This window comes from Amorphus sp. MBR-141 (assembly GCF_053628695.1).
In genome coordinates this window covers 23,617-49,341 of sequence record NZ_JBRJGW010000009.1, presented here as the reverse complement: position 1 = coordinate 49,341, position 25,725 = coordinate 23,617, and the positions used below count along the sequence as shown (strand labels likewise).

Below are 25,725 nucleotides of genomic sequence, written 5' to 3'. Positions count from 1 at the left end.
GCCCGGCGGCCCGCCGGAGGGGAGAGGAACGACCGGCCGTGCGCGCCTGCGCCGGCCGGAGGCATCGCTCTCGCCGCAAAGTCCGCTAGGCTGGGGGCGGGTCGGATCCCCGATTCGCCCGTTGAGCCCGACCGATCGCGGAAGAAGCCGATGGCGCCTGAAAGCCCGACAACGCTTGCCTCGAACGCTGCAGAATTCACCGTCTCGGAGATCTCCGGCGCCATCAAGCGTTCGGTGGAGGACAATTTCGGCTACGTGCGGGTGCGCGGCGAGATCTCGGGCTACCGGGGTCCGCACTCGTCGGGCCACGCCTATTTTTCGCTGAAGGACGAGCGCGCCCGGCTGGAGGCGGTGGTCTGGCGCACGGCGTTCTCCAAGCTCAAGTTCAAGCCCGAGGAAGGCATGGAGGTGATCGCCACCGGGCGCATCACCACCTTCCCGGGCGCCTCCAAATACCAGATCGTCATCGATGCGATCGAACCGGCCGGGGCCGGGGCGCTGATGGCGCTCCTGGAAGCGCGCCGCAAGGCGTTCACCGAGGAGGGCCTGTTCGACGCCGAGCGCAAGGTCAGGCTGCCGTACCTGCCGCGGGTGATCGGCGTCGTCACCTCGCCCACAGGCGCGGTGATCCGCGACATCCTGCATCGGCTCACCGACCGGTTCCCGGTGCACGTGCTGGTCTGGCCGGTGCGGGTGCAGGGCGAGGAGTCGGCCGGCGAGGTCGCGGCCGCGGTGGCCGGCTTCAACGCGCTGGCCCCTGGCGGCGCGATCCCGCGGCCCGACGTGCTGATCGTGGCGCGCGGCGGCGGCAGCCTGGAGGACCTCTGGGGCTTCAACGACGAGAAAGTGGTGCGCGCCGTCGCGGCGTCGACGATCCCGGTGATCTCGGCGGTCGGCCACGAGACCGACACCACGCTGATCGACTTCGTCGCCGACGTGCGCGCGCCGACGCCGACGGCGGCCGCCGAACTCGCCGTGCCGGTGCGCTCCGAACTCCTCGCCGTCGTCGACGACCGGGCGCGGCGGCACTTCGCGGCGCTGCGGCGGCTGCTCGACGGGCGCCGCTCGGAACTCAGGGCCCTGTCGCGGGCGCTGCCGGGCCCCGCCGACCTGGTGGCGCCGTCGCGCCAGCGCTTCGACCTGGCCAGCACGCGCCTGTCGAACGCCCTGTCGGCGGCGGCGTCGGCCCACCGGCTGGCGTTGCAGAAGTCCGCGGCGCGGCTGCGCCCGTCGCTCCTGAGCCTGCCGGTGCGCCGTGCCCGGCAGGAGCTCGACACGCTGCACGCGCGCTCCGGCCAGCGCCTCAGGATCGAGACCCAGCGTGCCCGCCGCCAGTTCACCCAGTGCGGCGAACGGCTGACGCCCACAATTCTCGTTCGGTCGGCCCAGGCGCACCGCAAGGACCTCGACGAGGCCGGCGGCCGGCTCCAGCCGGTCTATCGGCGCACCGTCGCCGCGCGCCGCGACCGGCTGGAGGCGGCGTGGAAGCTGGTGGAGGCGCTGTCGCACCAGGGCGTGCTCGCCCGCGGCTTCGTGCTGGTGCGCGACGGCAAGGGCAAGGCGGTCACCCGGGCCGGCATGGTCGCCTCCGGTGAGGCGCTGACGCTGACGTTCGCCGACGGCGACGTGGGCGCGGTGGCGGCGGGCCCGGCCGCGGCGCGCCCCGCGGCGAAGCCGAAGCGCGCGGGCCCCTCCGATCCGGGCGGGCAGGGCCAGCTTCTCTGAGCCCGGCCGGTCCGGCCCGCACGACGGCTCTTGCCCCGGAGGCTCCGAAGGGGTCTTCTCGCGTTCGTGCATGGCAGGGACGCCGCGAGAGCGTCCGCCGTCCGGACCAGGCGGGTCCGCCGGGCGGCAACCGGCGGGAGGAGACGGGACGCCCATGGATTTCGCCCTGTCCGAAGAAGACGCGATGATCGCCGAGACGGCGCAGCGCATGGCGCGCGAGCGCCTGGCGCCGCTGGCCGAGACCCTCGACCGGGGCGAGGGCCGCGACGCCTTCCTCGGCAACCTCAAGCGCCTCGCCGAGCACGGCTTCATGGGGCTCAACGTGCGCGCCGACTATGGCGGCTCGGAAGCCGGGACGACGGCGTTCGCGCTGTCGATCGAGGCGTTCGCGCGCGCCTGCGCGTCGACGGCGGTGACGGCGTCGGTCACCAACATGGTCGGCGAGATCATCCAGGCGGTGGGCAGCGAGGAGCAGCGCCGGCGCTATCTGCCGCCGCTCTGCGACGGCACCTACGCCGCCGGCGCCTTCTGCCTGACCGAGGCGGGCGCCGGCTCCGACCCCGCCGGCATGACCACCCGGGCCGCGATGGACGGCAACGAATGGGTGCTGAACGGCGCCAAGCTCTACATCACCTCCGCCCCCTATGCCGGCGTCTTCGTGGTCTGGGCGGTGACCGATCCGGACGCGCCGAAGGGCAAGGGCATCTCGTGCTTCCTGGTCGAGGCGGGGACGCCCGGCCTGGTCATCGGCAAGGCGGAGAAGAAGCTCGGCCAGGCCGGCTCGGCCACCTGCGAGGTCGCCTTCGAGGACTGCCGCCTGCCGGCCGACGCGCTGATGGGCCGGCAGAACGACGGCTTCCGCATCGCCGTGTCGGAGCTTGCCGGCGGCCGCATCGGCATCGCCGGGCTGGCGCTCGGCATCGCCCGGGCGGCGATGGACGCGGCGATCGCCTACGCCCGGGAGCGCCGGCAGTTCGACCGCACGATCGCCGACATGCAGGGCATCCAGTGGATGATCGCCGACCGCGAGACCGAGCTGGAGGCGGCGCGGCTGCTGATCCTGCAGGCGGCGTGGCTGAAGGACCAGGGCAGGCCGTTCGCCCGCGCCGCCTCGATGGCCAAGCTCTACGCCAGCGAGGCGGCCCAGCGCGCCACCTACACGGCGCTGCAGATCCACGGCGGCGCCGGCTACCTGACCGACCATCCGGTCGAGCGCCACGCCCGCGACGCCCGGATCACCACGATCTACGAGGGAACCAGCGAGATCCAGCGGCTGATCATCGCGCGCGACATTCTCGCCGGCGCCTGAGCGGAGACCGGCACCGGGGGCGGGTCGCGCAGTCGGATGTTGATCGGCGTCAAGGCAGGGCCCATCGTTCGTTTCTAGACCCGAACCATACCCCCGCTCGGGAGATGATCCGGGCGCAAGGCAAACGGGATCAGGAGAGGGAAAATGCAGATCAGAGACATCGTTGTCGTGACCGACCTGTCGGGCGACCAGAAGCCGGCGCGGCTGGCGGTCGATCTCGCCGAAAAGACCAACGCCCACGTGACCGGCCTCGCCCCGGTGCTCGAACCGATCACCCCGGCCTATCTCGCCGGCCCGCTGCCCGCCGACATCCTCGACCGCGCCCGCGAGGCCTCCGAGGAGGTCGCCGACAAGGCGCTCGCGACCTTCAACGAGATGGTCCGGGTGCAGGGCGTCAGCGGCGAGGCGTCCCGCTTCCGCCTCATCGAGGGGGCCGCCTCCGGCCTGATCCACCGGGTGCGGATGTCGGACCTGGCGGTGATCGGCCAGGATGCGCCGGACTCCACCGAGCCGGCCCGCGCCGCGCTCATCGAGGCGCTGCTGTTCGAGACCGGGGTGCCGGTGATGGTGGTGCCGTACATCTCCAACGGCAGCTTCGAGGCGAAGCACATGATGGTCGCCTGGGACGGCAGCGTCACCGCCTCCCGCGCCGTCCACGCCGCCCTGCCGCTGATGAAGCTCGCCGGCAAGATTTCGGTCGTGGTCGTCGAAAAGGGCCAGCGCTTCGCCGGCGAGCCGGGCGCGGATGTCGCGGTCTACCTGTCGCGCCACGGCCTCAACGTCAGCATCGAACAGGTGCCGGCCGTCTCCGGCGACGTCTCCGCCGCGCTCCTCAACTTCGTCTCCGACCGGGGTGTCGACGTGGCGGTGATGGGCGGCTACGGCCACAGCCGCTTCCGCGAGTTCGTGGTCGGCGGCGCCACCCGCGGCATGCTCGACGCGATGACCGTGCCGGTGATCATGGCGCACTGACGGCGCCCGCCGGACGCCCGGCCCGCGTCGCCTGGACCCCACAGGCCCCGGCGATGCCGGCCGGGCGGCGCGGTGCCCCCCGGCCGGGCCGCGCGCCCTGCCGCCGTCCCTTCGCGGCATGATGCGAAGGCCCGAATGCGATAGTCTGCACGGCGGGCCCATCGGGCCGGGAGGCGGACCGATGGCCGGGGGCCGGTCGGTGTTCGGGGAAGCGGCATGACGATCCTCAATCTCGATGCGCTGTTCCGGCCGGGCTCGGTGGCCCTCGTCGGCCCCAGCCGGCTGGAGGACGGGCGGCTGGCGCTGTTGGCCGACCGCCTGTCGGCGACGGCCGGCCCGCGCTGGGCGATCGGCATCGGCTCGGCCGTGGCCGGCTTCGAGCCGGCGCGCGTCGGCGACCCCGGCGTCCGCCCCGACCTGGCCCTCTATCTCGGCGGCCCGGAGACCGCGGCGGCGACGGTGGCGGCGCTGGCCGAGGCGGGCACCCGCGCCGTCGTCGCGCTGTCGCCGAGCTACGATGCCTGGCCGGAGGCGGTGATCGCCGCCACGCTCGCCGCCGGCCGGCGGCACAATCTGCGCCTGGTGGGGCCGGGCAGCCTGGGCGTGCGCGTGCCCGGCGCCGGCTTCGATGCCTCGCTGCTGGTGCACGACGGCCGTCCCGGAGACCTGGCCCTCGTCGCCCGCTCGGGCGCGGTGGTGAACGCCACGCTCGCCTGGGCCGAACGCCACGGGGTCGGGTTCTCCGGCGTGGTGTCGCTCGGCCAGAAGGCCGACGTCGACGTCGGCGACCTCCTCGACTGGTTCGCCATGGACGGCCGCACCCGGGCGATCCTGGTCCACGTCGAGACCATCACCAATCCGCGCAAGTTCATGTCGGCGGCCCGCGCCGCGGCCCGCACCAAGCCGGTGGTGGTGGTGCGCTCCGGGGTGACCCGCGACCCGCCCCGGGCGCTCGACACGCTGTGCGGCCGGCTTGCCCCCGGCGACCGGGTCTACGACGCGGCGTTCGCCCGGGCCGGCTTCGTGCGGGTCTGCGACATCGACGAGCTGTTCGAGGCGGCGGAGACGGTCAGCCGCTTCCGCGCCCCGTCCGGCGGCCGGCTGGCGGTGGTCGCCAGCGGCCGCAGCCTCGCCTCGATCGCCGCCGACAGGCTCGCCGCCCGCAACGGCCAGCTGGCGGCCCCCGGAGAGGCGACCCTGGCGGCGCTCGCGCCGCTGGTCCGCCGCAACATCCAGGCGGCGAACCCGGCCGTCCTGGAGGACGACGCCGCGCCGGCAACCCACGCCGCCGCGGTGGCCGCCCTGCTCTCCGACCGCGAGGTCGACGGCGTGCTGGCCGCCGCCGCGCCGACGCCGTTCTCGCCGGTGGCGCCGCTGGTCGACGTGCTGATCGAGACGGCGGTCGCGCATCGCCGGCAGGCGCTGCGGCCGAAGCCCATCCTCGCCGTCCTCCTCGGGCTGGGCCCGGAGGACGAGCGCCGGCTCAGCGAGGCCGGCGTGCTGGTGCGCAGCTCGCCCGATGCGGCGATCCGCAGCTTCCAGCATCTGGTCGGCTACGGGCGCGGGCAGGAACGGCTGATGTCGACGCCGCCGGCCGGGCCGGCGATGGAGGCCCCCGCCATCGGCGAGGCGCGGGCCCTCATCGGCGAGGCCCTGGCCGCCGGCCGCACCCGCCTCACCGATACCGACGGGCGGCGGCTGCTCCGGGCGTTCGGCATCGAGACCCTGGATCGGACCGTCGCGCGGACCCCGGAAGAGGCACGGGAGGCGGCGCGCCTCTTGCTGGCGCACGCCCCGCGCTGCCGGATCGGACCGGCCATCGACGAGGGCGGCGGCGGGCGCCTGGTCGCCGTCGAGGTCGAGAGCGCCGTGGGCGCGGAACGGCTCGCCTCCTTCATCCTGTCCGGCGGCGCGTCCTCGTCGGCAACGCCGCTTCCCCAGGCGGTGATCCTGGAACCGGCGCTGGTGCCTGGCGCCACCACGACCCTCGTCGCCGGCCTCGTCGACGACCCGGCATTTGGGCCCGCGATGGTGCTCGCCCATGCGGGCGCCTCGGCCTCGGCGGCACCGGTGTCGGTGGCGCTGCCGCCCCTCGATCTCAGGCTGGCGGCCGAAATGGTCGACCGGCTGGAAATCGGCGGGCTGCTCTCCGGCGACGCCGAGGCCACGGGCGGCGACCGGGACGCGCTGCTCCTGCTGCTCGTCCGGCTCGGCCAGCTGGCCGCCGAATGCCCGGAAGTGCGCGCCATCGACATCGAGACGCTGGTGGTCGGCGCGGGCCATGCGCGGGCGGCGGACGTGCGCGTCCATATCGCCCCGCTGGTGGCCTCGCCCGGCCGCCTGGGCCATCCGCGGCTGTCGATCCGCCCGTATCCGAGCGGCTGGCAACGCCGTCTGATCACCCGCGACGGCGCGACCCTCGACATCCATCCCATCCGCCCGGAGGACGAGCCGGCCTACAAGGCCTTCCTGGAATCGATCGATCCGGAGGACCTGCGCCTGCGCTTCTTCGCGCCGCTGCGCCACATCGGTCATGCCATGCTCGCGCGGCTGACCCAGCTCGACTACGCGCGGGCGATGGCCTTCGTCGCCAGGGACCCCGCGACGGGCGAGATCCTGGGATCGGTGCGCCTCCATGCCGACCCCGATCACCGGGTCGGCGAATACGCCATCCTGCTGCGCTCGGACCTCAAGGGAAAGGGCCTCGGCTGGGCGCTGATGAGCCTGATCATCGAGTACGCCCGGGCCGACGGTCTGGACGAGATCGTCGGCGAGGTGCTGCGGGAAAACACCACCATGCTGGCGCTCTGCACCGCGCTCGGCTTCCGCGTCACCCCGGTGGCCGACGACGAGGGACTGGTGGAGGTGCGCCTGCCGGTGGCCCGCACCGACATCGTCTTCCACGAGGACCTCCGCCACCTCGCGTCGCCGTCGTGATGGCTGCGCGCAGGCCGGCGGAGCGCGCGAGATGGGCTCTCCTGGCGGCGCTCGGTGTCGTCGCCGGCCTGGTCGTGCTCGACGGCGCCGGGTTCGGGCGCGACCGCATCTGGGTGATGGTGGCCGGACCCGCCGATCTGGGCCCGGTGGATTTCGCCACGCTGCAGCCCGGCCCCTATCCCAACCACTTTCTGGTCTGTCCGCCGGCGGTCTGCAAAGCCGGGGTGTCCCATGCCGACGCCCCGGTCTTCGCCGTGCCGGCCAGCCGCCTGATGGCGGCGGTGGACGCGGTCGCGGCGGCGGAGCCGCGAACCCGGCGGGTGGACGACGGCACCCATCCCCTCGGCGCCCGCTACGTGGTGCGCTCGCGGGTGATGCATTTTCCCGACACGGTGTCCGTCGACGTCGTGCCACTGGACGACGACCGGTCCACCCTCGCGGTCTATGCGCGCTCCCAGCTCGGCTCCGACGATTTCGGGGTCAACCGACGACGGATCGAACGCTGGCTGGCCGAGATCGGGGCGCGGGCAGGGGCGGCCGGCTAATTCGACGGACAGCTCGGCGGAATGCGGCCGAGCCAGGCCTTGCCCTGGTCGGAGACGGCGCCGCGCACCAGCGGCCGGTCGACGACGCGGATGGCCTCGATCGGCAGCTCCGGGCCGAGGCTCTCCGGCGTGATCGGCACCGTGGAGACGACCAGCGCGCCGCTGCAGCGCACCTCGCGGGCGTTCGTCCACGGCGACAGATGCGGGCTCGCCTCCTCGAAGACGTTGACCGTGTGGCCGAGGTCGAAGGCGAGCGAGCCGCCGAGCTGCCGCCCCTTCTGGATGCCCTGGGTGACGATGGCGCGCAGCGGTCCGCTGCCGGTCTCCGCCCAGTAGGTCTCGGCGACCCGCGCCATCGCCGGACCGTCGAAGTCGGCGTAGGCGGGACGGGCCTGGGTGACCGGCGACAGCAGCCGGATCGCGGCATAGCCGACCGCGAAGACGCAGGCGAGCGCCACGATCGCGATCCGCAGCCGCCGTCCGCCAGCCGTCGCTCCGGCGCGGGCCGCCGCCACCGCCCACCACAGCGCGAACGACGGGGCGATCGGCGTCAGCCAGTGCGACTTGGCGTCGACGCCGAACAGCAGCGCGGCCAGTGCGATCACCAGGAACGGACCGAGCGCCGCCCAGGTGACGAACACGCCGGCGGGGTCTCTGGGCCCGGCGAGCAGCAGCGCCCGGGCTGCGCGGGCGAGCGCGCGGGGATGCGGGACGGCGGCGAGCGCGATCGCGATCATCGGGGCGATGGCGCCCAGCGCCGCGCCGGTGAAGGCGGCCGTCGAGGTGAGGTGGTGGACGAGCCCGCGCGCCTCCGTCCGCACCGCCCAGCCGAGCGGCGAGGCATCCTCCAGCGCCAGCGCCGCGATCTGCGGCGACAGCGCCAGCGCGCCGGCCGCGACCGCGATCCATGGTCCCGCCGTCAGCAGCTGGCGCCGCCACGCGGGCACGATCAGGAAGGCGATGCCGAGGCCGGCGACCAGGTGCAGGATGGCGTACTTCGCCCACAGCCCGCCGGCGACGGCCAGCCCGAACGCCAGCCACGCCCACCAGCGGCCGGTGGAAAACGCCCCCCATGCGGTCGCCAGCGTCAGCCCCCAGAACAGCATGACGCCGATGTTGTGGTTGAGCTCGATGGGCGAGATCGTGAGATAGGGCGACAGCAGCCCCATCGCCGCGGCGAGCAGCGCCGCATGCCGCCCGGCGGTGGCGTTGGCGACCCACACCGCGCCGGCGAGCCCGCCGAGGGCGAGCGCCTGGGCGATCGCGTAGAGCGTCTGGTAGCGCACCGGCCCGGTCAGCCGGGCCATCTCGGTGAGCCACAGGGTGAACGGCGGGTGGCGGGCGTAGACCAGCCGCCAGTGCTGGCCGCCGATCGCGCCTTCCGCCACGTCGAGGCGGATCGATCCCTCCAGCAGCGAGGGCAGCAGGATCCAGACGAGCGCGTGCAGCAGGAACACCGCCGCCACGAGGACGACGACCGTGCGGGCGGTGTCGGGGCGTGCGGAGGCCGCCCGGCCGGGTGGGGTGACAATCATGCTCAGCCGTAGATGAAGAAGGCGCCGAAGACCACTGCGATCACGACCACGCCGGGCGAAAGGTCGCCGATCCGCCCAGAGAAGAGCTTGACCATCACGTAGGTGACGAAGCCGAGGCCGATGCCTTCGGAGATCGAGTAGGTGAACGGCATGCCGAGGGCGCAGACGGCGGCGGGGGCGACTTCCGTCGGATCCGTCCAGTCCATCTCGGCGAGGCCCTGCAGCATGATGGTGGCGACGAACAGCAGCGCCCCCGCCGTCGCATAGGGCGGGATCGCCGCCGCCAGCGGCGAGAACAGCAGCGCCAGCGCGAACAGCGCGGCGACGGTGACGCCGGTGAGGCCGGTCCGGCCGCCGGCCGCCACGCCGGTGGCGCTCTCCACGTAGCTGGTGGTGTTGGAGGTGCCGACGAGCGAGCCGATGACGGTGGCGGTGGAATCGGCGAACAGCGCCTGGCGCATGCGGGGAAGCCGGCCGTCCTTGTCGAGGAGGCCGGCCCGCGAGGACACTCCCAGCAGCGTGCCGGCGGTGTCGAACACGTCGACCAGCAGCAGCGAGAACACGACGATCCAGAACGTGCCGGTGGCGACCCTGGCGAAGTCGAGGGCGAACAGCGTCGGCGTCGGATCCGGCGGCAGCGAGACGACGCCACCGAACTCGACGAGGCCGAACGGAACGCCGAGGATGGTGACGACCAGGATGCCGATGATGGTCCCGCCGACGAGGCCGATGGCGTTCAGCGCGGCGATCAGGGCAAAGCCGACGAGGGCCAGGATCACCGGGGCGGAGGCGAAGTTGCCGGCGGTGACCAGCGTCGCCGAGCTGTCGACGACGATCCCGGCGTTCTCCATGGCGATGAGGCCGAGGAACAGCCCGATGCCGGCGGAGATGGCGCGCTTCAGGTTGGCCGGGATCGCGTCGATGATGATCCGGCGCAGGCCGATCAGCGAGATGGCGACGAAGATCACCCCGGAGCAGAACACCGCCGCCAGCGCCTCCTGCCAGCTGAAGCCGTCGGCCAGCACCACGGTGAACGCGAAGAAGGCGTTGAGCCCCATCCCCGGCGCCAGCGCGATCGGGTAGTTGGCGGCGAACGCCATGATCAGCGTGCCGGCGATGGCCGCCACCGCGGTGGCCACGAACACCGGCCCTTCCGGCATGCCGGCCGCCGCCAGGATGCTCGGGTTCACGAACAGGATGTAGGCCATCGTGAGGAAGGTGGTGATGCCGGCCAGGACCTCCGTCTTGGCGGACGTCCCGTGCGCGGTCAGGCCGAACGCACGGTCGAGTCGGCCGAGCGGCCGGTCCTCGTGGGCAGGGGGCATGGGGCGATCTCCTGGCCGGAAGGGTCAGAGGGAGGCGCGGCGAGGCGCCCCCCGGCGGTCAATCTAGCCCTGTTTGCCGGGCTCGCCGAGCAGCGCATAGGCGGTTTGCACCGAAACCGCGGGACGGGCGTCGCCTTCGGCGCTAAGCGTGATCCGGCCGAACGCCATGGTGCGCCCGAGGCGGATGACCTCCGCCGTGGCCAGGGTCGCCGTGCCCGCGATGGGCCGCAGGAAGTGGGTGGTCTGGTCGACGGTGGTCATCGGCCGGTAGGCCTTCGACGCGGCGCTGACGGCGAACACCATCGCGGTGTCGGCGAGCGCCATCAGCGCCTGGCCGCAGACCACGCCGTTGTCGCGGGTCAGCCGCTCGGAAAACGGCATGCGCAGCACCGCGTCGCTCTCGCCGATGCGCTCGATCGTCAGGTCCAGTTCCTGGATCCACGGCGCGAACACGCGCTTCAGAAGATCGGTTGCGGCGGCGGTGTCGAATGTGCTCATCAAGGCGGTCCCCCTGTGCGTCCTCCGCGGCAAACGGAAGTCTCCTGTCCATGAACTACCGTCACGCCTACCATGCGGGCAATGTCGGCGATGTGCTCAAGCACATCGCGGTGGCGCGCATCGTACGCTACCTGCAGAAGAAGCCGGGGGCGATCCGGGTGATCGACACCCATGCCGGCATCGGCCTCTACGATCTGGCCGGCGACGAGGCGACGCGGACGGGCGAGGCGGAGCGCGGCGTGGTGCGGGTGCTGGCCGCGGATGCCCCGGCGGAAGTGGCCGACCTGATCGCGCCGTGGCGGGAGGTGGTGGAGGCGGAAAACCCCGACGGGACGCTGCGCCTCTATCCCGGCTCGCCGTGGCTGGTGCGCAAGCTGCTGCGTCCCCAGGACCGGCTGACGGTGGTCGAGCTGCACCCGGCCGACGCGGAGGTCCTGAAGGAGCTTTTCTACGGCGACGTGCAGGTGCGCGCGGTGGAGCTCGACGGCTGGCTGGCGCTGAACGCCTTCGTGCCGCCGAAGGAACGGCGCGGCCTGGTGCTGGTCGACCCGGCATTCGAGGTGCCGGGAGAGGTCGCGCGCCTCGCCCGTCGCCTCGCCAAGGCGTGGCGCAAATGGCCGACCGGCGTCTATTGCGGCTGGTATCCGGTGAAGACGGGGTCCGAGAGCGAGGAGATCCTGGCGATCCTCTCCGAGGCCGGCGTGGCCGAGCATCTCGTCGCCGAACTGACGGTGCGGCGGCCGGATCCCGATGGACCGATGGCCGGATGCGGGCTCGCCATCATCAACCCGCCGTTCACGCTCTCCGGCGAGCTGGAGCTCGTGCTCGGCTGGCTCGGCACCGTCCTCGCGCAGGGGCCTGGCGGTGGTTTTCGCGTCACACACCACGCCTAGTCTCAGGCTGCGACGCCCGGAGCCTTGATTCTCCCACCCCCTTCCCGCATCGTCCAGGCAACATATCCGCGTCTGGGGGCTACCATGTTCGTCCGTTTTGCCGCTGCCGCATGTCTCTCCGCCATGATGTTCGCGCCGGCGATGGCGGCCGATCCCTACGTCGTCGTTCCGGCGCCGACCTATCGTGTGGCGCCCGCCCCGGCGCCCGTCGCCGGGCCGCTGCCGGCCTGCGCCGACCAGAAGGTCGTGAACGCGGCGCTGAAGTTCACCAACAGCGCCGAGCCGGTCTACCGGGTGGAGCGGGTGGCGGCGATCGACAACGTGTTCGAGCAGAAGCTCGACGTGGACAATCCGAGCCCGCTGGCGCGCCGCTACTGCAGCGGCCGCGCCGTCTTCGAAGACGGCCGGGTGACCACCGCCTACATCCGGCTGGAGGAGCAGGGCGGCTTCGCCGGCTTCGGCTGGTCGGTCAACGTCTGCCTCGAGGACTACGACAAATGGCGGGTCTACGACGGCTTCTGCCGTACGGCGCGCCCCGCGCCCGATCGCTGAGCCGCGCTCCGCACCATCGCCGGATGGGCTGCGTCCGCTCCGGACGGGCCCTTGCGGCGTTTCTGGCCGTCCTGCTGGCGATCGTCGGTGGGGCTGACGTCCGCGCCGACAATCGCGCCGACCACCGCGCCGGCGACTTCGACTTCTACGTCCTCTCCCTCTCCTGGTCGCCGAGCTACTGTGCTGCGGCGGGCGACCGCGCCGATCCCGACCAGTGCGCGTCCGGCCGCCCCTACGCGTTCGTCGTCCACGGGCTGTGGCCCCAATACGATCGCGGCTATCCCGAGCACTGCGCCACCGGCTACCGCCAGCCCGACCGCGCCCTCGTCGCCTCCATGCTCGACGTCATGCCGAGCCGCAGCCTGATCCGCCACGAGTGGACAAAGCACGGGGCCTGCGCCGGCCTGTCGCCGCAGCGCTACTTCGCCGCGACCCGGCGCGCCTACGAGGCGGTCGTCATCCCCGAGCGCCTCAAGCGGCTGGAGAAGACCATCGTCGTCGATCCCGAGGTGCTGGAGCAGGCCTTCCTCGCGGTCAACGCCGGGATGCCGGCCGACGCCATCGCGGTCACCTGCGGCGGCAACAGGATCCGCGAGGTGCGCATCTGCCTCACCAGGGACCTGACCGGCTACCGCGCCTGTCCCGAGGTCGACCGGTCCGCCTGCCGCCGGCAGGACCAGCGCATGCCGCCGGTGCGCGGGGAGTGACCGCCATGAAGCCGAGCCTGCTTGCGCTCATCGCCCTGCCGCTGCTGGCCGCTCCGGCCGCCGCGCAGACCGACGCGCCGCCGCCCGCCGCCGAAGGGGCACCAGCGGGTGCCGATCCGTGGATGGCGGTGCCGGAGCCGGTGATGATCGAGCACCTGACGGTCGCCCGCTGCGAGGACCCGCTGTCGGACGCCTTCGCCGCCGTGCCGCCGGTCACCGGCCAGCTCTCGGCCGCCGCCACGCTCTACGCGATCCCGTGCACGGCCGGGGCGAGCCGGCCGACCTACCGGCTCTACGTCCACGAGACCGGCGAGATCGAGGGCGTGCACCCCACCTTCGTCGCCGTCTTCACCCGCGACCACGGCTGGCAGGGCACCGAGCTCGTCCGCAACGCCCAGTGGGACGCGGACGCGGCCCGGCTGGTCGCCGAAGGCCCGGTCGACGCCGACGGCCGCATCGGCGTCGGCATCTGGTCGTGGGGGGCCTTCCGGCTGAAGATGGAGCGCTTCAGCCTCATCGACGCGACCGGGGCCGCAGAGACGGTCTACGCCGCGCCGGAGTGAGCCGGCCGCCAGACGGTCTGGGTGATCGACCAGTCCGGATCGAGGATCGTTTCGGGATCGGACACCAGCCCGTGCCGGGCGAGAACGGCCTCGGCCTTGCCGCTCGCACAGTCGGAGAACAGCGGCGTGCCGCCGGGCAGCGCGACGCCCTTGGCGCGGGTCAGGTGGAAGGCGTCGTAGCCGTACGCCAGAAAGATGTCGAAGACGCCGCGGCCGCCGGGCACGCCGATCGCGCCGCCCTGCGGCAGCACCGTCGCCAGCATCTCGGGGATGCCGGCGATCTGCGGCGACCACCACCAGCCGTCCCCCCGGCGCTCGATGCCGTGGGCGCGGGCGGACACCACGATCCTGAGCCGCCCGGACCGGTTCGGCGTCACCTCGTGCGATGTCCGGCCGAGCAGCACCGCGTTCATGCGGTCGAGGCCAGCCTGGAAGACCCGCCGGTCGGCCTCGTTGCGCAGCGCGTCGGGCATGGTCCCGTGCGCGTCGGCGATGCGGTCGTCGTCGGAGACGATCGCAAACCCCTCGATCGTCCAGCGCGGCGCCTCAGGTCGCGAACTTTCTGCTTTGCTGTCGTCGCCAACAACGGTCAGCATGATTCATTTTATCTTTCAATGGTTTGATCTGAAAGCGCTGTTGGGGGCTGTTGGCAATCAGGGACAGAATTTGTTATCTACTGTCCCTAAATTGTCCCTATCTTATCAGACGGCGAGAGATCGATGGCCACAATCGAGAAACGCAAACAGACCGATGCTGGTGAGACTTATTATCGGGTTCGGGTCCGGATCCAAGGCTTCCCGGAGAGACAGAAGACATTCAAGCGCCTAACTGACGCCAAACTCTGGGCGCAGCAGACGGAGGCTGCGATCCGCCGCGGCGAGGTGACGACGAATGTTGTCGCTACGACGAAAGGAAAGACCCTTTCGGACGTGATCGCGCGCTATCGACGGGAGATCCTGCCCCACAAGGCGGCCACGTCACAGCGCGTAGCCGAGAGCTATCTGAAACACTGGGACGCGGTGCTGGGCGGGTACGCCCTGACTTACATCACGCCTGATCTGATTTCGGAAGAGCTCGGGAAACTGGCGGCCGCCGGAGACATGCGGCGCAATCCGAAGGGTCGCGGCTCCGCAGCGCCGCGACCTAAGAGCCGAAAGACCCAAAAGCTCTATCGCGACATGCTGGGAGTGTTGCTGAAGAACGCCAAATCCTGGGGCTGGGCCACTCAGAACCCAATGGACGGCGTGAATGCGATCACGAACATCCGAGATGAACGCTCCCGTTTCCTGAGTGATGACGAGCGAACGAGGTTACTTGCGGCCTGTCAGGCGACCAGCAATGACTATCTCTTCACAATCGTCGTGTTTGCCCTTTCGACCGGTGCCCGCAAAAGCGAGATCCTGGGCCTCACGCTCGCGGACGTGAACCTGCGACGCAGCACGGCTGTCTTTCGGGACACCAAAAACGGCGACACGCGCGCCACACCCCTTGCCCGCCATCTCCGAGAACTGCTGACCGAGCAGATCGCCAAGGCGAACACGCTGTACGATGCGTTGCCGCACCATCCGCCTACGCGATGGCTTTTCCCGCGCGCCGATGGCCTGCAGCCGATCAATATCCGGGCGGCTTGGGAGGGGGCTCGCGACAAGGCCGGCCTCGTCGACTTCCGCTTTCACGATCTGCGCCATTCCACCGCAAGTTACCTGGCCATGAAAGGGGCGAGCTTGGTGGAGATCGCCGAAGTGCTGGGCCACCGGACACTCCAGATGGTGCGCCGCTATGCACACCTGTCGGAAAGCCATGTCAAAGGGCTGGTGGACAGCCTCGGCGAGGACCTCTTTGCGTCAGGCGACGACGAGCGCGAGCCAAAGCGAAAACCCGCCGCTGACGCAGAGATAGACGAGGTCCGTGCGCCCTAGCTCTGGCTCGTCGGCATGCCCATCCGCGAGAAGTGCCCCAGAATTATGATCTTGAAACCATATGCCTCGAAAACCATAATAAGCTGTGGAATGGGATGTGCTCTTTCATGAGGCACTCGAGGGAGACTTCACCGAGCTGCCGGAGGCCGTACAGGACGAGTTGCTCGCCCATGCGGAGCTGTTGGTGGCCTTTGGCCCAAGTCTCAAACGTCCCAGGGCGGATACGCTGAAGGGATCCAGGCACGCCAATATGAAGGAGCTTCGGTTCGACGCAAACGATGCCGTCTGGCGTCTGGCGTGTTGCCTTTGCGTTCGACCCGGAACGGAGGGGCATCCTGCGGGCCGCGAGCGACAAGTCCGGTCAATCGGAAAGCGATTCTACCGCCGGCTGATCGCCACGGCAGATGAGCGATTCGAAAGCCATCTGTCCGGACTGAGCAAGAAAGGAGGTCGATGATGGCGGCCACGCTGAATGAGATGATGGATCGCCTTCCATCCGATCGCCGGCAGAAGGTAAGGGTGCGGGCGGAAGAGCTCATTGCCGAAGAACTGACGCTCTGCGATCTGCGAAAGGCACATGACCTGACGCAGGAGCGGATGGCGGAACTCCTGGATGTCGGCCAGGATAGCGTTTCCCGGCTGGAAAAGCGCTCCGACCTCCTCCTGTCCACCCTGCGCGGCTATGTCAGTGCTATGGGCGGCACGCTGGAACTTGTCGCACGGTTTCCGGACCGTCCCTCGGTCGTGCTCTCCGGGCTGGCGGGTCTTGATGACAAGCCCGCCATATCAAAGGACAAGCCACAGGATCGCGCCGATGGATGAAGTCGATTTTTGCCGCTGGAGGAACCCTGGTTAGGAGGCTTTCCAGTGCCGTTCTAGCTCAACCTTGAATTTCAGGGCGATTTCGGATATATATTCCAATGGCGACGCGTGCTGTCGTCGCTGGCCTCGCGGCCTTTTCTTTCTTCTTCTCTTTCCCAAACCTTACGAGGGACCGATGAACGAGGGAGACGGTCGCGTCGACCACACGAAGCTGCGAACGGTCAAACAGATTGTCGCTGAGGCGCCCTGGATGACTGAAGGCAAGATGCGGTGGTGGCTCTTCCACCGCGACGCCAACGGCCTTGATCAGTCCGGCGCCATTGTTCGTGTTGGAGGACGCATCTATATCCACGTTGACGGTTTTCAGGCTTGGCTTGCTGAGGGATCTCGCGCCGCCTGACCCAAAATCCGGGGCCCGCTGCAAAGCGGGCCCTTTTTATTTTAACAGACGAAAAGCAATATCTGCCGCATATGTGATCTTATCTGTTGTCTTATAGGTAGAAGATATCTGTTCTAACTATATGCGGCTTGCCAGAGACCGCGCTCATCAACGAATTCCGCCTCGTCAGCGTACCCTACTCTGCGTGATGATCGTACCGTTGTCTGCGCGACCGCGTACCCTGGTCTGCGTAGCTCTTGGAAAGATTGTACCCTTGTCTGCGTAAGGGCGTACCGAAGTCTGCGTTGGCACCCCCGAATCCGGCGGATTTCCGCACCTGCGATTGAACGTCGGTGTACCGTAGTCTGCGCAGGGGTTTCGGGCGCCACGGGAGCTCGGCGGAGGCAACCATCGGCCAAAACGCGCGCCTGGGTCTCCTGCGAAGGCCGCGCCCAAAAACACACCGCCAGCGTCAGCACGGCCGACATCGCGCGCCGGCATGAAGACGCGCCGGCTGCTATTTGCCGCCAGCCACCTCCTCGTGTGGCAGACAGACATGATGAGGCAACCATCGTGGGGTGCGGTGGTGGACCTCCGGCGTCTCGGATCTCAAAGCGTGCTGTCGTGCTTTCGGGCTGTCGTGCCAGCAAGACCTCTTGCTTTCGTGCTTGAACGAAAGCCCGTCTCCTGACAGCCGCTCTCTGCCGCCGCCGTCTTCCCTCAGCAAACGAGCCTTGTCGGCTACTTCCCCTTCGGCGGCACGAAGAGCTCGTCGGTGCGGCTGGGCGTCATGAGGAGGCCCCGCTCGTCCAGGCGGATGCGGAGCCTCGGGAAGGCGGCTCGGATCTGGGCGATGTCCTCGGCAAAGTCCTGCTTGAAGCGCCGGAAAGTTTTGACGTCCCGGCCGAACTGATCGGCCAGAGGCCGCCAGGCGAGGCGATAGGGGCGTTTCACGGTGGGAAGCCTGTAGGAGAGCCACAGGATGATGTCGATCTGACGCGCCGAATGGGCAAAGGCCCTGAGGGCCCGGATATCGACGGGGAGCGCATGGGACTTCAGCGACTGGAAGAAGCCATCGTCGAGGGTGAGCGTCGAGTTCCACAGCATGCGCTGGGCCGGCGATCTCGGAAGCCAGAGGTCGAAGGAACTGATGGGCTGACTGTTGAGGGTGCGGGCTTCGGTGCCACTCCACAGGCCAAGCTGGATCCGTGAGGCGGCGATCCGGTTGAGCTGCTCCTTGAACTGGATGATCGTGCCCCGTCGCCCGCCGGTCACGGCAAAGCCGAGATCGCGGATGAAGGCGCTCATGGAATCGCCGAGGTCGATGGTCCGCGTGTTCTGGCGCACCGCCATGGTGCAGATGTGGAGCATCAGCAGCCGGGCCTTGGGGCCGTACGGAACACCCTGACGCACCATGGCACCGGTATAGGGATCCTTCAGGTAGCCCGGCTGCACGACGAGCGAGCTGCGGCCATACTCACGCACCACGTCCTGGTGGTCGTCCTTCGGACGCCGATAGGGCAGCCCGCAGAGCGCAATCACGCTGTGGATGTGGTGGCGGTCCGCATCAGCCAGGGGACGGGCTGCGATCGCCTCGCGGGTCCGATCGATCCGGCGGGCGACCGGGCTCATCGCCGCCTGGCGTGCCGCACTTGCGTTGCGCTCCCGCTGCTCCTCGACAAGCGAGCGCGCGAGAATGTCTCGCATCCGCCCGGGCGCCAAGGCCTCGAGACGCTGCGCAAGATCCGGATCGAGCGCGACACCGTCGATCTGGGTGCGGACAAGCTCCTGCATCTAGCCAGCCCTCAACCGCGCCGGGCGCGGAACTCGGCCAAAAGCTCCTGCAGAAGGGCTGATTGGGTGACGCCGTAGTCGAGGGCGGCCTGTTTGAAGTCGCGTTTGAAGCCAGCCGGCACCTTGAAGTTCAGGGCGACGGTCTCGGCCGGATCCGGGCGCCGAAGCGTCTCGCGAACCGCCTCACGCCCCGGCGGCCGGCCCTTGCCGGGGAGACCAGCCCTGGCGGCCCCGTCAGCTGCAGTCACAGGCGTCTGCGTCTTCGGCGGAGGGAGATCGAGCGCCATCGTCATGCGACCGCCATCTCGCTGGTCGTGACGGCCATGAGCCGAGCGGCGATCGCCGCGGCAACCTCTTCGGCCCGTTCCCGCAGGGTCGGGAAGAGAACCTCCGTCAGCGCACCTCCCTGGTCGGCGATGCGACGATAGGCTGTGCGTTCGGGCAGCGAGCCCGACAACACCAGATAGCCGGCATCGGCAACGTACTCTCGAGCCTCCTCGATCTCCCTGGGTCGATCGCCGACCCGGCAGAGCGCAATGGCGATCCGCTCAACGGCAATGCCGGCGCCGACCAGTTCATGGGCAAGCAGGACCGTCGGGCGAAGGTCGTCGAGAGAGAGCCCCGTCGGCAGCACAACCAGGTCCGACGCCTGGGCAATCGCCTTGGTGCCCTGCATGGAATGGGGCGGCGCGTCGAAAATCAGCAGATCCGTCTCTCCGGCCCTCGCCAGCACCTCCCTGGCGGTGCGCGCGGGCGCGACAGAGATTGCTGGCAGGCGCCCCGCCTCGGTCCGCCGCGACGCCCATTCGGTGCTTGTGATCTGTGCGGTATCCAGGTCAGCGATGGCGACCCGCCAGCCGCACTCTGCAAACTCTCGCGCCATCAGTCGGGCGAGCGTGCTCTTGCCGACCCCACCCTTCTGTGACACCAGTCCAAGTCTTTGGGTCATTGACTGATCCCCTTCTTGTTTTCGTGCTTTATTGCTTATCCTGTATTAAAGATAGCACGATAGAAATATATATATTGAATTAAATTATATTTTTATTCAGAAGCAATCGCCTAATGTAGTGTTGGCGAGCGAGCTTGCTCTAACCACCAATTGCGCAGGCTCCCGAGGGACGTCAGAATCGAGGGCATTATCGCCGCTTCGCCGAAACGGGTAGCAGTCGCTACGATAGGAATCTCTCAGTTTCCGGATCGCGCTATAAGCCAACATGCGTGCGCGCCGGCAAGAAAACATTTGCCCCAAGGCTACGTCCTCAGCGGTCAGCGTTTCCCATCTCGCGAGATGCCAAACCGTACCTCTGGATGGCGAGAATGCTAGTTGCGATTCGGAAGATTGCCATATATCTAAGATGTAGGAGCCTTCAACCAAGGGGAGATTCACTTGGCTACTGGTTCCTCGAGCTTCAGCGCTGCCCCGTCAGCTGCCGGATACCTGTATCAGGCCCGGTTGGCGCTGGCGATGTGCTTGAAGCACGTGAACGCCGGATCTTGCATCGAGATTGGCATTGAGCGACTTGACGATGTCTCGTTCGAGAGCGACGGCACGGCGCTGGAGCTTCTACAGGCCAAGCATCACATCGACCGGGTCGCCAGTCTATCGGATAAGAGCGCCGACCTATGGAAGACCCTACGGATCTGGAGCGAGTTAGCGGCGACTGATCCCACAATGCCGGCTCGTACCCGCTTTGTACTCATTACCACGAGCTCAGCGCCTCAGGCCAGTGCGGCGTCCATGCTCCGTCCCACAAGCACCTACAGTTCCGGCGTAGGACGCGCACCAAAAAGCGCAGCAGCGGTACTTACGTCGATTGCCGAGGCCGGCGACAATCAGAGCCTCAAAGCTGCGCATGCGTCCTTTCTTGCACTGAACCCGGCGATGCGAGCATCGCTGCTGAGTTCGGTTGAGGTCTTGGACAGCCAACCGCTTTTGATGGACTTGGGCGAGGCTATCGAAAGCGATCTTCGACTTCTCGCCCCACGCGGACAAGTGACTCTGGCGCGTGAGCGGCTCGAGGGATGGTGGTGGCCGCGGGTATGCAAAGCCCTCATGGAACGGCCCAGCGGCGCGATATCGATAATGGAAGTTGAAGCGAAGCTCGACGACATTCGCGACGGATTGAAACGCGCCGCATTGGTGGCTGATCAAGAGCACGCGGATCCGCCAGTCGAGGAGATCGCGGACTATGAGGGGCGACCGTTCGTACGGCAACTCAAGGCCATCGGTGTTGGCAGCAACAGAATAGAATACGCCAAGCGGGACTATTATCGGGCGTTCACTCAGCGGTCGAAGTGGGTGCGCGAGCACCTTGTGTTCGACGGCGAGATTGCGAAGTACGAGGTGACACTCATCGAAGAGTGGCAGCCCCGATTTCAGCAGATGCAGGAGAAGCTCGTCGCCGAAGAGCTACCGTTAGCCACCCAACATGTTGCCGGCCAGGATGTCTACAATTGGATCGAAGCTGAGGCTCGCTTCCCGTTCCGATCCGTCACTCACCGCTTTCTGACCGTCGGATCCTATCACATGCTCGCCAACGACTTGAGAGTCGGATGGCACCCGGACTACGTGATTGTGTGTGCCACGGAGGATGCCTGATCTATGGCAACCTCACGCTGGAGCTTGAGCTGGCGGAATCGCCCGGCAGAAGAGGCGGCCCTGCTGAACCCCGCTTTTTGCGGGGAACTGATCGCCCGCGCGACTAAGGACTATGAGCGCCTCCGAGGCTTACCCTTTCCGTTACCCCTCGCGTTTGTGGTGCTCCCGCTGGTCCTCCACCCGCCTACCCTCGCCGCATTGCCGGGCCGGGCGGACACAACCTTCGCGACCTGGTCGGCGGACAATGAAGCCATCCTAGCAGAGCTTCCAGAACGCACGCTACAGCTGAGGCCCATCAGCCGCGAAGCCTTGCTGTTTATGACCCAACATAGAGCGCTCGCAGTTGGATCCGGTGGTCTGCGGACGGGCGTGAAGCCACTTAAGCTCTCGGCTAAGCCGCCCGTCAGCACACCCGCCGTTGATAATATCCGCAGAGCCGCCGCCCTCCTTGGGCGTTGGTTCGGCAGCCAGGGAGCGTCCGCGCAAATCCTCCAGACAATAGGCGTGACGCCGTGACCCTGCAGCTTCGAGCGATAGCGATCTATTCTCACACTGGAGAACGACGCGACGTCGAATTCACCCTCGGACGCCTCAACGTCATCACCGGGGCCGCAAAGACCGGGAAATCGGCACTCCTCGAAATCGTAGATTACTGCTGGGGGCGGGACGAATGCACAGTGCCAGGGGGCGAAGTTCGGCGCAGCGTATCTTGGTTCGCAATTTTGCTGGATCGGGACGGCGAGGGCATCCTTATTGCGCGACGCAACCCTGGCCCCGCCGGCAAGGCCGGCGATGAGATCTTTTTCGCGCGGGGTATAGAGGGCTTCCCCGACAGTCCGGAGGGATTCGTAAAGAACGTGACCGGCGACGGGCTGCGCAATCACCTGTCAGGAATCCTCGGCATTGCCGAAAACAAGTACGTGCCGGAGCCCGGGGCTACGCGCATTCCACTGGAGGCCTCTGCCAGCCAGGCCATCTTCTTCTGCCTGCAGGCTCAGGACGAGATCGCCAATCGCCGACTGCTCTTCCACCGCCAAGGTGAGCAGTTCATCCCGCAGCATATCAAGGACACGCTTCCCTATTTTGTCGGCGCAATGGGGGAAGATCACTACCTACAACGCATGCGCTATGACGAAGCCCGGAGGCGGCTTCGTAAGCTTGAACGTGAATACGCCGAGGCCCGCTCACTAACGAACGAGGCGACGGGCACCGCCCGGGTGCTGCTGCAGGACGCTAAGAGGGTTGGTTTGCTTCCACTCGAGGCCTTCGGCGAGACGTCTGCGGATATCCGGGCGCTGCTGGCGACCGCCGCAGCGCCGCGCGAACTTGCATACGCCCGCAACGATGATCCAGCGACGGATCTTGTCGACCTTGAGAACCGAAGGCGCCGCCTGCGCGGAGAAATGCAGGAAATTCGGGATGAAATCGCCGAAATTAACCGTCTTGAGCGGGAAGCTTCAGAGTTTCAGACTGAGGCTAGAGAACAGGAAGCGCGCCTAGTCTCAATCGGCCTTTTATCTGACGACAGTGGCGATACCGAATCCTGCCCACTTTGCGATAGTCACCTGCCTACACCTATTCCGTCGGTCACAGAGATCAGGCGAACCTTAAGCGCGCTCGAAGGACAGCTCCAGTCGGTGAACCGGGACAATCCTCGCCTACAGTCCCGCCTAGCGGAGCTTGAGGCCCAGCGCAACGCCGTCGACGACGAACTACGGAACGTACAAACGGACATCATCGCGCGAATCTCCGCAAACGAGCGGCTTCGGATCGAGCAAGACCAATTCACCGAGCAAGCTCGGATGGCTGGGCGTATCGGCTACTATCTTGAGAACGCCCAGACGGTCGCTTCAGACGATGGGCTTCGCCTCGCCATCGCTAGGGCGCGGGCCGAGGTCGCCGAGCTAGAGCAACTGCTCGACCAAGAGGCGATAGAGGAGCGCCTCACGACCGCTCTCGGCCTCGTCGGCCGAGACCTGACTAAGTACGCCCGCGACCTCGACCTAGAGCACGGCGAGAACGCCTTGCGCTTGGATCGTAAGAATCTGACTGTGGTCGCTGATACGATTGACGGACCTTTGGCTCTCCCTCAGATCGGCAGCGGCGAAAACTGGGTGGGCTATCACGTGGCAGCCCACCTCGCGCTGCATGGCCTATTCCGCGCGCGCAATCGACCGGTCCCGGCGTTTCTCATGCTGGACCAGCCCTCGCAGGCCCATTACCCGCCTGACCGAGACGTTGGGGAAATCGACGGCAGAAGCGACGAGGACCAGGCCGCTGTGGCCCGGCTTTACCGATTGCTATTTGAATACTGCAATGCGCATCATCCTGGTATGCAAATCATCGTGATGGATCATGTCGAATTGCTAGACGACTGGTTCCGAGACGCCATCGCGCAGCGCTGGCGTGATAACATCAAGCTCGTGCCCCCACCTTGGTTACGACCGGCTTCATCATGAAGGCTGGTGTCTTAGGCGCAGCCAACCCGTTCAAATGACTCCATCGCTCCGCATTGAGTTCATCGCCAGAGTACGGCAGTCAGCCATCAAGCGTCCGCGCAAACCCGCCGAACATGAATGGCGACCATCAAAGCGTCAGGCGAAGCAGTATGAGACGACAGCTCAAGGGCAGCTTAGCCAAGTCCTCTACCAGGACCTGACGAACCTCAATCGGCCAACTGTTGACGCACGATAGCGAATTCCAAGGCATTCGGCTTTCTCGCCGCTTGCTGATCACGGTTGCGGGGAACGCCGTCAGTCAGCCGGGCGTGCATTCTTTGGCCCGAGCCCGAAAACACGCGGGTTGCTCTGCCCGGAGGACTGCCGCAAATCCGCGCAAACACGCCTCCCCCAAGTGGGGGTAAGGCGCATACTCTCTTTCGGGAGATGTCAGGTGTTGATCAGGATTGGCGGTCCATAAACAGGTGTTGCCAGCCGCTCGGGTTGCAATAAACGCCGGGAACGCGACGTCTGTATTCGGCTGGCAACATCTTCAAGCCTCTCGCAGTTCTCTCATTTCCGCAAGCAAAAGCCGCCTCCATTCGTGCCGCCACCCATAAGCATGTGGTTGCAATAAACGAAGGAGGCGTCGCCGATGCACGCTCTGGCCTTCCTGTGGGCTTTGCTGGTGCGAGCCCCCGTGCGGTTTCTCGGCCGCACCCTGGTGGTGCTTGCGGGACTCTCGCTCGTATTCGTCTGGGGCTTGGTCCCCGTGATGGTGGTATTTGGTCTTGTTCTTGGCGCCGGACTCTGGCTCCGGATCCGCCGGCACCGACGATGGGCCACCCTCCATGGCTCGGCCCGCTTTGCCACGCGCCGCGATCTGGATTTCCACGGTCTCCGCGGCCGCCGCGGACTCATTCTCGGACGAACTGGTCGGACGTTCCTGCGCTTCGATCGACCGGGGCATTTGCTGACCTTTGCGCCGACCCGTTCCGGCAAGGGGGCGGGCTCGATCATTCCCAATCTTCTGGACCATCCGGGATCGGTGTTCGTCATCGATCCGAAGGGCGAGAACCATGCGGCGAGCGCTGCCTTCCGGGAAAGCCTCGGCCGCGTGCATGCCATCGCCCCCTTCGACCGGCAGGTGGAGACGTCCCGGTTCAATCCGGTCGACTTCATCCGGGTTGGCGAGGCGGAAGAGATCGACGACGCCACCCTCATCACCGACATGCTGGTCACCTCCAGTGGTCCGGAGACCTTCTGGGACAGCGAAGCCAAGGCGCTGATCACCTGCCTGCTCCTCTACGTGGCTCACGCCCGCACCGGGGTGGAGCGGACGCTCAGCCACGTCTGGACGCTTCTCATGCGCGATCAGGACGGGTTCGAGGACCTTCTTGAGGAGATCCTCGCGTTTGATCATGCAGGAATCGCCGCCATGGCACGGGGCTTTTCCCAGAAGGAGATCCGCGAGCGCTCCGCCGTGATCTCTACGGCCCAGACCCATATGAAGATCTGGAAGAGCCCGCTGCTCGCCCGGGCGACCGAAGCCTCCGACTTCATAATGGAGGACCTGAAGCGGAGACCGACCAGCCTCTACCTGATCCTGCCGCCGGAGCTGCTGGAGACCTACCGTCCGTTCGTCCGTCTGTTCGTGGGGTTGGCGCTCGTGGCCACGACCCGGGCTCGCACTGCCCGGCGCGAGCCCGTCGTCTTCTTCCTCGACGAGACCGCGGCCCTTGGACGGATGGAGCCGATCGAGGCCGGCATCGGCTGGCTGGCCGGCTATGGCGCCAGCCTGTGGCTGTTCTTCCAGGATCTCGACCAGCTGATGCAGATCTACCCGCGCTGGCGCTCCATGATCGCCAACTGCGCAGTCCGCCAGGCCTTCAACGTCACCGACTACGCCACCGCCGCCGAGCTTTCCAACATGCTCGGCACGCGCACCGTGATTGCCCCCAGCATCAGCCGGGCAACGGCCGGACCGCTGTCGCTGCTGCCCAACCACTTTTCCACGAGCGAGGGGCTGCAGGCGCGCAAGCTGATGACGCCGGACGAAGTCATGGCCCTGCCGACCATCCACCAGCTTCTCTTCGTCCAGGCCTGCCCGCCGATCCGGTCGCGCAAGATCCGCTGGTTTGCCGAGGAGCCGTTCCGCGCCCGCAAGGCGCTCGCGGAACGGCGGGCGGAAGCACGAAAGGACGACAACTAGA

24 protein-coding genes are annotated in these 25,725 nt (G+C 67.8%); 17 read left to right on the top strand and 7 right to left on the bottom strand.

The window, feature by feature from the left end:
• Nucleotides 1-150 precede the first annotated feature (150 nt).
• The 5 genes from xseA to ACSSVZ_RS13640 all read left to right on the top strand — a co-directional run bounded on the left by xseA (nucleotide 151) and on the right by ACSSVZ_RS13640 (nucleotide 7,488).
• Entirely contained in the window at nucleotides 151-1,725 is a 1,575-nt protein-coding gene (gene xseA / locus ACSSVZ_RS13660) for an exodeoxyribonuclease VII large subunit (protein WP_453970834.1), read from the top strand.
• A gap of 154 nt (nucleotides 1,726-1,879) precedes the next feature.
• A complete protein-coding gene (locus ACSSVZ_RS13655; protein WP_453970832.1) occupies nucleotides 1,880-3,034 on the top strand; it encodes an acyl-CoA dehydrogenase family protein in 1,155 nt (384 codons plus the stop codon).
• A 144-nt stretch (nucleotides 3,035-3,178) separates the two neighbouring features.
• Nucleotides 3,179-4,006 (top strand): universal stress protein, encoded by an 828-nt coding sequence (locus tag ACSSVZ_RS13650; protein WP_453970831.1) that lies wholly within the window; start codon nucleotides 3,179-3,181, stop codon nucleotides 4,004-4,006.
• Nucleotides 4,007-4,222: 216 nt separating this feature from the next.
• Nucleotides 4,223-6,943: a GNAT family N-acetyltransferase gene (locus ACSSVZ_RS13645; RefSeq protein WP_453970829.1), complete on the top strand. Its 2,721-nt coding sequence runs from the start codon at nucleotides 4,223-4,225 to the stop codon at nucleotides 6,941-6,943.
• Nucleotides 6,943-7,488, top strand: coding sequence for a DUF1499 domain-containing protein (locus tag ACSSVZ_RS13640; RefSeq protein ID WP_453970828.1), 546 nt, complete (start codon nucleotides 6,943-6,945; stop codon nucleotides 7,486-7,488). The genes ACSSVZ_RS13645 and ACSSVZ_RS13640 overlap by 1 nt, the downstream gene beginning before the upstream one ends.
• Here the strand turns inward: ACSSVZ_RS13640 and ACSSVZ_RS13635 are convergent.
• From ACSSVZ_RS13635 to ACSSVZ_RS13625, 3 genes are all read right to left on the bottom strand, one after another.
• Nucleotides 7,485-9,023 carry an ArnT family glycosyltransferase gene (locus ACSSVZ_RS13635; RefSeq protein WP_453970825.1) on the bottom strand — a complete coding sequence of 513 codons (1,539 nt, stop codon included), beginning with the start codon at nucleotides 9,021-9,023 and terminating at the stop codon, nucleotides 7,485-7,487. The two genes, ACSSVZ_RS13640 and ACSSVZ_RS13635, sit on opposite strands and share 4 nt — an antisense overlap.
• Nucleotides 9,024-9,025: 2 nt before the next feature.
• A complete protein-coding gene (locus tag ACSSVZ_RS13630; RefSeq protein ID WP_453970823.1) occupies nucleotides 9,026-10,348 on the bottom strand; it encodes an NCS2 family permease in 1,323 nt (440 codons plus the stop codon).
• A 63-nt stretch (nucleotides 10,349-10,411) separates the two neighbouring features.
• The gene (locus tag ACSSVZ_RS13625) at nucleotides 10,412-10,846 is read right to left on the bottom strand and encodes a PaaI family thioesterase (protein WP_453970821.1); all 435 of its coding nucleotides are present in this window, start codon (nucleotides 10,844-10,846) and stop codon (nucleotides 10,412-10,414) included.
• 50 nt (nucleotides 10,847-10,896) lie between these two features.
• On the opposite strand from ACSSVZ_RS13625, the gene ACSSVZ_RS13620 reads away from it, so the two are divergent.
• From ACSSVZ_RS13620 to ACSSVZ_RS13605, 4 genes are all read left to right on the top strand, one after another.
• Nucleotides 10,897-11,739: a 23S rRNA (adenine(2030)-N(6))-methyltransferase RlmJ gene (locus ACSSVZ_RS13620; RefSeq protein ID WP_453970820.1), complete on the top strand. Its 843-nt coding sequence runs from the start codon at nucleotides 10,897-10,899 to the stop codon at nucleotides 11,737-11,739.
• 84 nt (nucleotides 11,740-11,823) lie between these two features.
• Nucleotides 11,824-12,291 carry a hypothetical protein gene (locus ACSSVZ_RS13615; RefSeq protein ID WP_453970818.1) on the top strand — a complete coding sequence of 156 codons (468 nt, stop codon included), beginning with the start codon at nucleotides 11,824-11,826 and terminating at the stop codon, nucleotides 12,289-12,291.
• The gene (locus ACSSVZ_RS13610) at nucleotides 12,237-12,998 is read left to right on the top strand and encodes a ribonuclease T2 family protein (protein ID WP_453970816.1); all 762 of its coding nucleotides are present in this window, start codon (nucleotides 12,237-12,239) and stop codon (nucleotides 12,996-12,998) included. The genes ACSSVZ_RS13615 and ACSSVZ_RS13610 overlap by 55 nt, the downstream gene beginning before the upstream one ends.
• Before the next feature lie 5 nt (nucleotides 12,999-13,003).
• Nucleotides 13,004-13,561, top strand: a complete 558-nt coding sequence (locus ACSSVZ_RS13605) for a hypothetical protein (protein ID WP_453970815.1) — start codon at nucleotides 13,004-13,006, stop codon at nucleotides 13,559-13,561.
• Here ACSSVZ_RS13605 and ACSSVZ_RS13600 read toward each other — a convergent pair.
• Nucleotides 13,543-14,157, bottom strand: a complete 615-nt coding sequence (locus ACSSVZ_RS13600; protein ID WP_453970813.1) for a hypothetical protein — start codon at nucleotides 14,155-14,157, stop codon at nucleotides 13,543-13,545. The genes ACSSVZ_RS13605 and ACSSVZ_RS13600 overlap by 19 nt on opposite strands.
• A gap of 123 nt (nucleotides 14,158-14,280) precedes the next feature.
• On the opposite strand from ACSSVZ_RS13600, the gene ACSSVZ_RS13595 reads away from it, so the two are divergent.
• From ACSSVZ_RS13595 to ACSSVZ_RS13580, 4 genes are all read left to right on the top strand, one after another.
• Nucleotides 14,281-15,480 carry a site-specific integrase gene (locus ACSSVZ_RS13595; RefSeq protein ID WP_453970811.1) on the top strand — a complete coding sequence of 400 codons (1,200 nt, stop codon included), beginning with the start codon at nucleotides 14,281-14,283 and terminating at the stop codon, nucleotides 15,478-15,480.
• Between the two features lie 85 nt (nucleotides 15,481-15,565).
• The gene (locus ACSSVZ_RS13590) at nucleotides 15,566-15,937 is read left to right on the top strand and encodes a type II toxin-antitoxin system RelE/ParE family toxin (protein ID WP_453970810.1); all 372 of its coding nucleotides are present in this window, start codon (nucleotides 15,566-15,568) and stop codon (nucleotides 15,935-15,937) included.
• On the top strand, nucleotides 15,937-16,302 hold the full coding sequence (locus tag ACSSVZ_RS13585) for a helix-turn-helix domain-containing protein (RefSeq protein WP_453970808.1): 366 nt from the start codon (nucleotides 15,937-15,939) through the stop codon (nucleotides 16,300-16,302). The genes ACSSVZ_RS13590 and ACSSVZ_RS13585 overlap by 1 nt, the downstream gene beginning before the upstream one ends.
• Nucleotides 16,303-16,477: 175 nt before the next feature.
• The gene (locus ACSSVZ_RS13580) at nucleotides 16,478-16,702 is read left to right on the top strand and encodes a hypothetical protein (protein ID WP_453970806.1); all 225 of its coding nucleotides are present in this window, start codon (nucleotides 16,478-16,480) and stop codon (nucleotides 16,700-16,702) included.
• A 720-nt stretch (nucleotides 16,703-17,422) separates the two neighbouring features.
• Here ACSSVZ_RS13580 and ACSSVZ_RS13575 read toward each other — a convergent pair.
• The 3 genes from ACSSVZ_RS13575 to ACSSVZ_RS13565 are packed head-to-tail and all read right to left on the bottom strand — an operon-like array spanning nucleotide 17,423 to nucleotide 19,424.
• Nucleotides 17,423-18,475: a replication protein RepA gene (locus ACSSVZ_RS13575; RefSeq protein ID WP_453970804.1), complete on the bottom strand. Its 1,053-nt coding sequence runs from the start codon at nucleotides 18,473-18,475 to the stop codon at nucleotides 17,423-17,425.
• Between the two features lie 11 nt (nucleotides 18,476-18,486).
• On the bottom strand, nucleotides 18,487-18,768 hold the full coding sequence (locus ACSSVZ_RS13570) for a hypothetical protein (RefSeq protein ID WP_453970802.1): 282 nt from the start codon (nucleotides 18,766-18,768) through the stop codon (nucleotides 18,487-18,489).
• Nucleotides 18,765-19,424: a nucleotide-binding protein gene (locus ACSSVZ_RS13565; RefSeq protein WP_453970801.1), complete on the bottom strand. Its 660-nt coding sequence runs from the start codon at nucleotides 19,422-19,424 to the stop codon at nucleotides 18,765-18,767. The genes ACSSVZ_RS13570 and ACSSVZ_RS13565 overlap by 4 nt, the downstream gene beginning before the upstream one ends.
• Nucleotides 19,425-19,862: 438 nt before the next feature.
• Here ACSSVZ_RS13565 and ACSSVZ_RS13560 point away from each other — a divergent pair, with 438 nt between their 5' ends.
• The 4 genes from ACSSVZ_RS13560 to ACSSVZ_RS13545 all read left to right on the top strand — a co-directional run bounded on the left by ACSSVZ_RS13560 (nucleotide 19,863) and on the right by ACSSVZ_RS13545 (nucleotide 25,724).
• Nucleotides 19,863-21,074: an ABC-three component system protein gene (locus ACSSVZ_RS13560; protein ID WP_453970800.1), complete on the top strand. Its 1,212-nt coding sequence runs from the start codon at nucleotides 19,863-19,865 to the stop codon at nucleotides 21,072-21,074.
• A gap of 3 nt (nucleotides 21,075-21,077) precedes the next feature.
• A complete protein-coding gene (locus ACSSVZ_RS13555) occupies nucleotides 21,078-21,590 on the top strand; it encodes a three component ABC system middle component (protein ID WP_453970798.1) in 513 nt (170 codons plus the stop codon).
• Nucleotides 21,587-23,533 (top strand): DUF3732 domain-containing protein, encoded by a 1,947-nt coding sequence (locus ACSSVZ_RS13550; RefSeq protein ID WP_453970796.1) that lies wholly within the window; start codon nucleotides 21,587-21,589, stop codon nucleotides 23,531-23,533. Before ACSSVZ_RS13555 ends, ACSSVZ_RS13550 begins: the two co-directional genes overlap by 4 nt.
• A 634-nt stretch (nucleotides 23,534-24,167) precedes the next feature.
• A complete protein-coding gene (locus tag ACSSVZ_RS13545) occupies nucleotides 24,168-25,724 on the top strand; it encodes a type IV secretory system conjugative DNA transfer family protein (RefSeq protein ID WP_453970794.1) in 1,557 nt (518 codons plus the stop codon).
• Nucleotide 25,725: the final 1 nt, after the last annotated feature.

What these genes read in the sequence shown, in the direction of transcription:
- ACSSVZ_RS13635 (WP_453970825.1), bottom strand. Translation starts at nt 9,023, where the DNA reads ATGATTGTCACCCCACCCGGCCGGGCGGCCTCCGCACGCCCCGACACC.
- ACSSVZ_RS13625 (WP_453970821.1), bottom strand. Translation starts at nt 10,846, where the DNA reads ATGAGCACATTCGACACCGCCGCCGCAACCGATCTTCTGAAGCGCGTG.
- ACSSVZ_RS13640 (WP_453970828.1), top strand. Translation starts at nt 6,943, where the DNA reads ATGGCTGCGCGCAGGCCGGCGGAGCGCGCGAGATGGGCTCTCCTGGCG.
- ACSSVZ_RS13600 (WP_453970813.1), bottom strand. Translation starts at nt 14,157, where the DNA reads ATGCTGACCGTTGTTGGCGACGACAGCAAAGCAGAAAGTTCGCGACCT.
- ACSSVZ_RS13620 (WP_453970820.1), top strand. Translation starts at nt 10,897, where the DNA reads ATGAACTACCGTCACGCCTACCATGCGGGCAATGTCGGCGATGTGCTC.
- ACSSVZ_RS13615 (WP_453970818.1), top strand. Translation starts at nt 11,824, where the DNA reads ATGTTCGTCCGTTTTGCCGCTGCCGCATGTCTCTCCGCCATGATGTTC.
- ACSSVZ_RS13555 (WP_453970798.1), top strand. Translation starts at nt 21,078, where the DNA reads ATGGCAACCTCACGCTGGAGCTTGAGCTGGCGGAATCGCCCGGCAGAA.
- ACSSVZ_RS13645 (WP_453970829.1), top strand. Translation starts at nt 4,223, where the DNA reads ATGACGATCCTCAATCTCGATGCGCTGTTCCGGCCGGGCTCGGTGGCC.
- xseA (WP_453970834.1), top strand. Translation starts at nt 151, where the DNA reads ATGGCGCCTGAAAGCCCGACAACGCTTGCCTCGAACGCTGCAGAATTC.
- ACSSVZ_RS13610 (WP_453970816.1), top strand. Translation starts at nt 12,237, where the DNA reads ATGGCGGGTCTACGACGGCTTCTGCCGTACGGCGCGCCCCGCGCCCGA.
- ACSSVZ_RS13595 (WP_453970811.1), top strand. Translation starts at nt 14,281, where the DNA reads ATGGCCACAATCGAGAAACGCAAACAGACCGATGCTGGTGAGACTTAT.
- ACSSVZ_RS13580 (WP_453970806.1), top strand. Translation starts at nt 16,478, where the DNA reads ATGAACGAGGGAGACGGTCGCGTCGACCACACGAAGCTGCGAACGGTC.
- ACSSVZ_RS13585 (WP_453970808.1), top strand. Translation starts at nt 15,937, where the DNA reads ATGGCGGCCACGCTGAATGAGATGATGGATCGCCTTCCATCCGATCGC.
- ACSSVZ_RS13545 (WP_453970794.1), top strand. Translation starts at nt 24,168, where the DNA reads ATGCACGCTCTGGCCTTCCTGTGGGCTTTGCTGGTGCGAGCCCCCGTG.
- ACSSVZ_RS13630 (WP_453970823.1), bottom strand. Translation starts at nt 10,348, where the DNA reads ATGCCCCCTGCCCACGAGGACCGGCCGCTCGGCCGACTCGACCGTGCG.
- ACSSVZ_RS13565 (WP_453970801.1), bottom strand. Translation starts at nt 19,424, where the DNA reads ATGACCCAAAGACTTGGACTGGTGTCACAGAAGGGTGGGGTCGGCAAG.
- ACSSVZ_RS13650 (WP_453970831.1), top strand. Translation starts at nt 3,179, where the DNA reads ATGCAGATCAGAGACATCGTTGTCGTGACCGACCTGTCGGGCGACCAG.
- ACSSVZ_RS13605 (WP_453970815.1), top strand. Translation starts at nt 13,004, where the DNA reads ATGAAGCCGAGCCTGCTTGCGCTCATCGCCCTGCCGCTGCTGGCCGCT.
- ACSSVZ_RS13655 (WP_453970832.1), top strand. Translation starts at nt 1,880, where the DNA reads ATGGATTTCGCCCTGTCCGAAGAAGACGCGATGATCGCCGAGACGGCG.
- ACSSVZ_RS13575 (WP_453970804.1), bottom strand. Translation starts at nt 18,475, where the DNA reads ATGCAGGAGCTTGTCCGCACCCAGATCGACGGTGTCGCGCTCGATCCG.
- ACSSVZ_RS13570 (WP_453970802.1), bottom strand. Translation starts at nt 18,768, where the DNA reads ATGACGATGGCGCTCGATCTCCCTCCGCCGAAGACGCAGACGCCTGTG.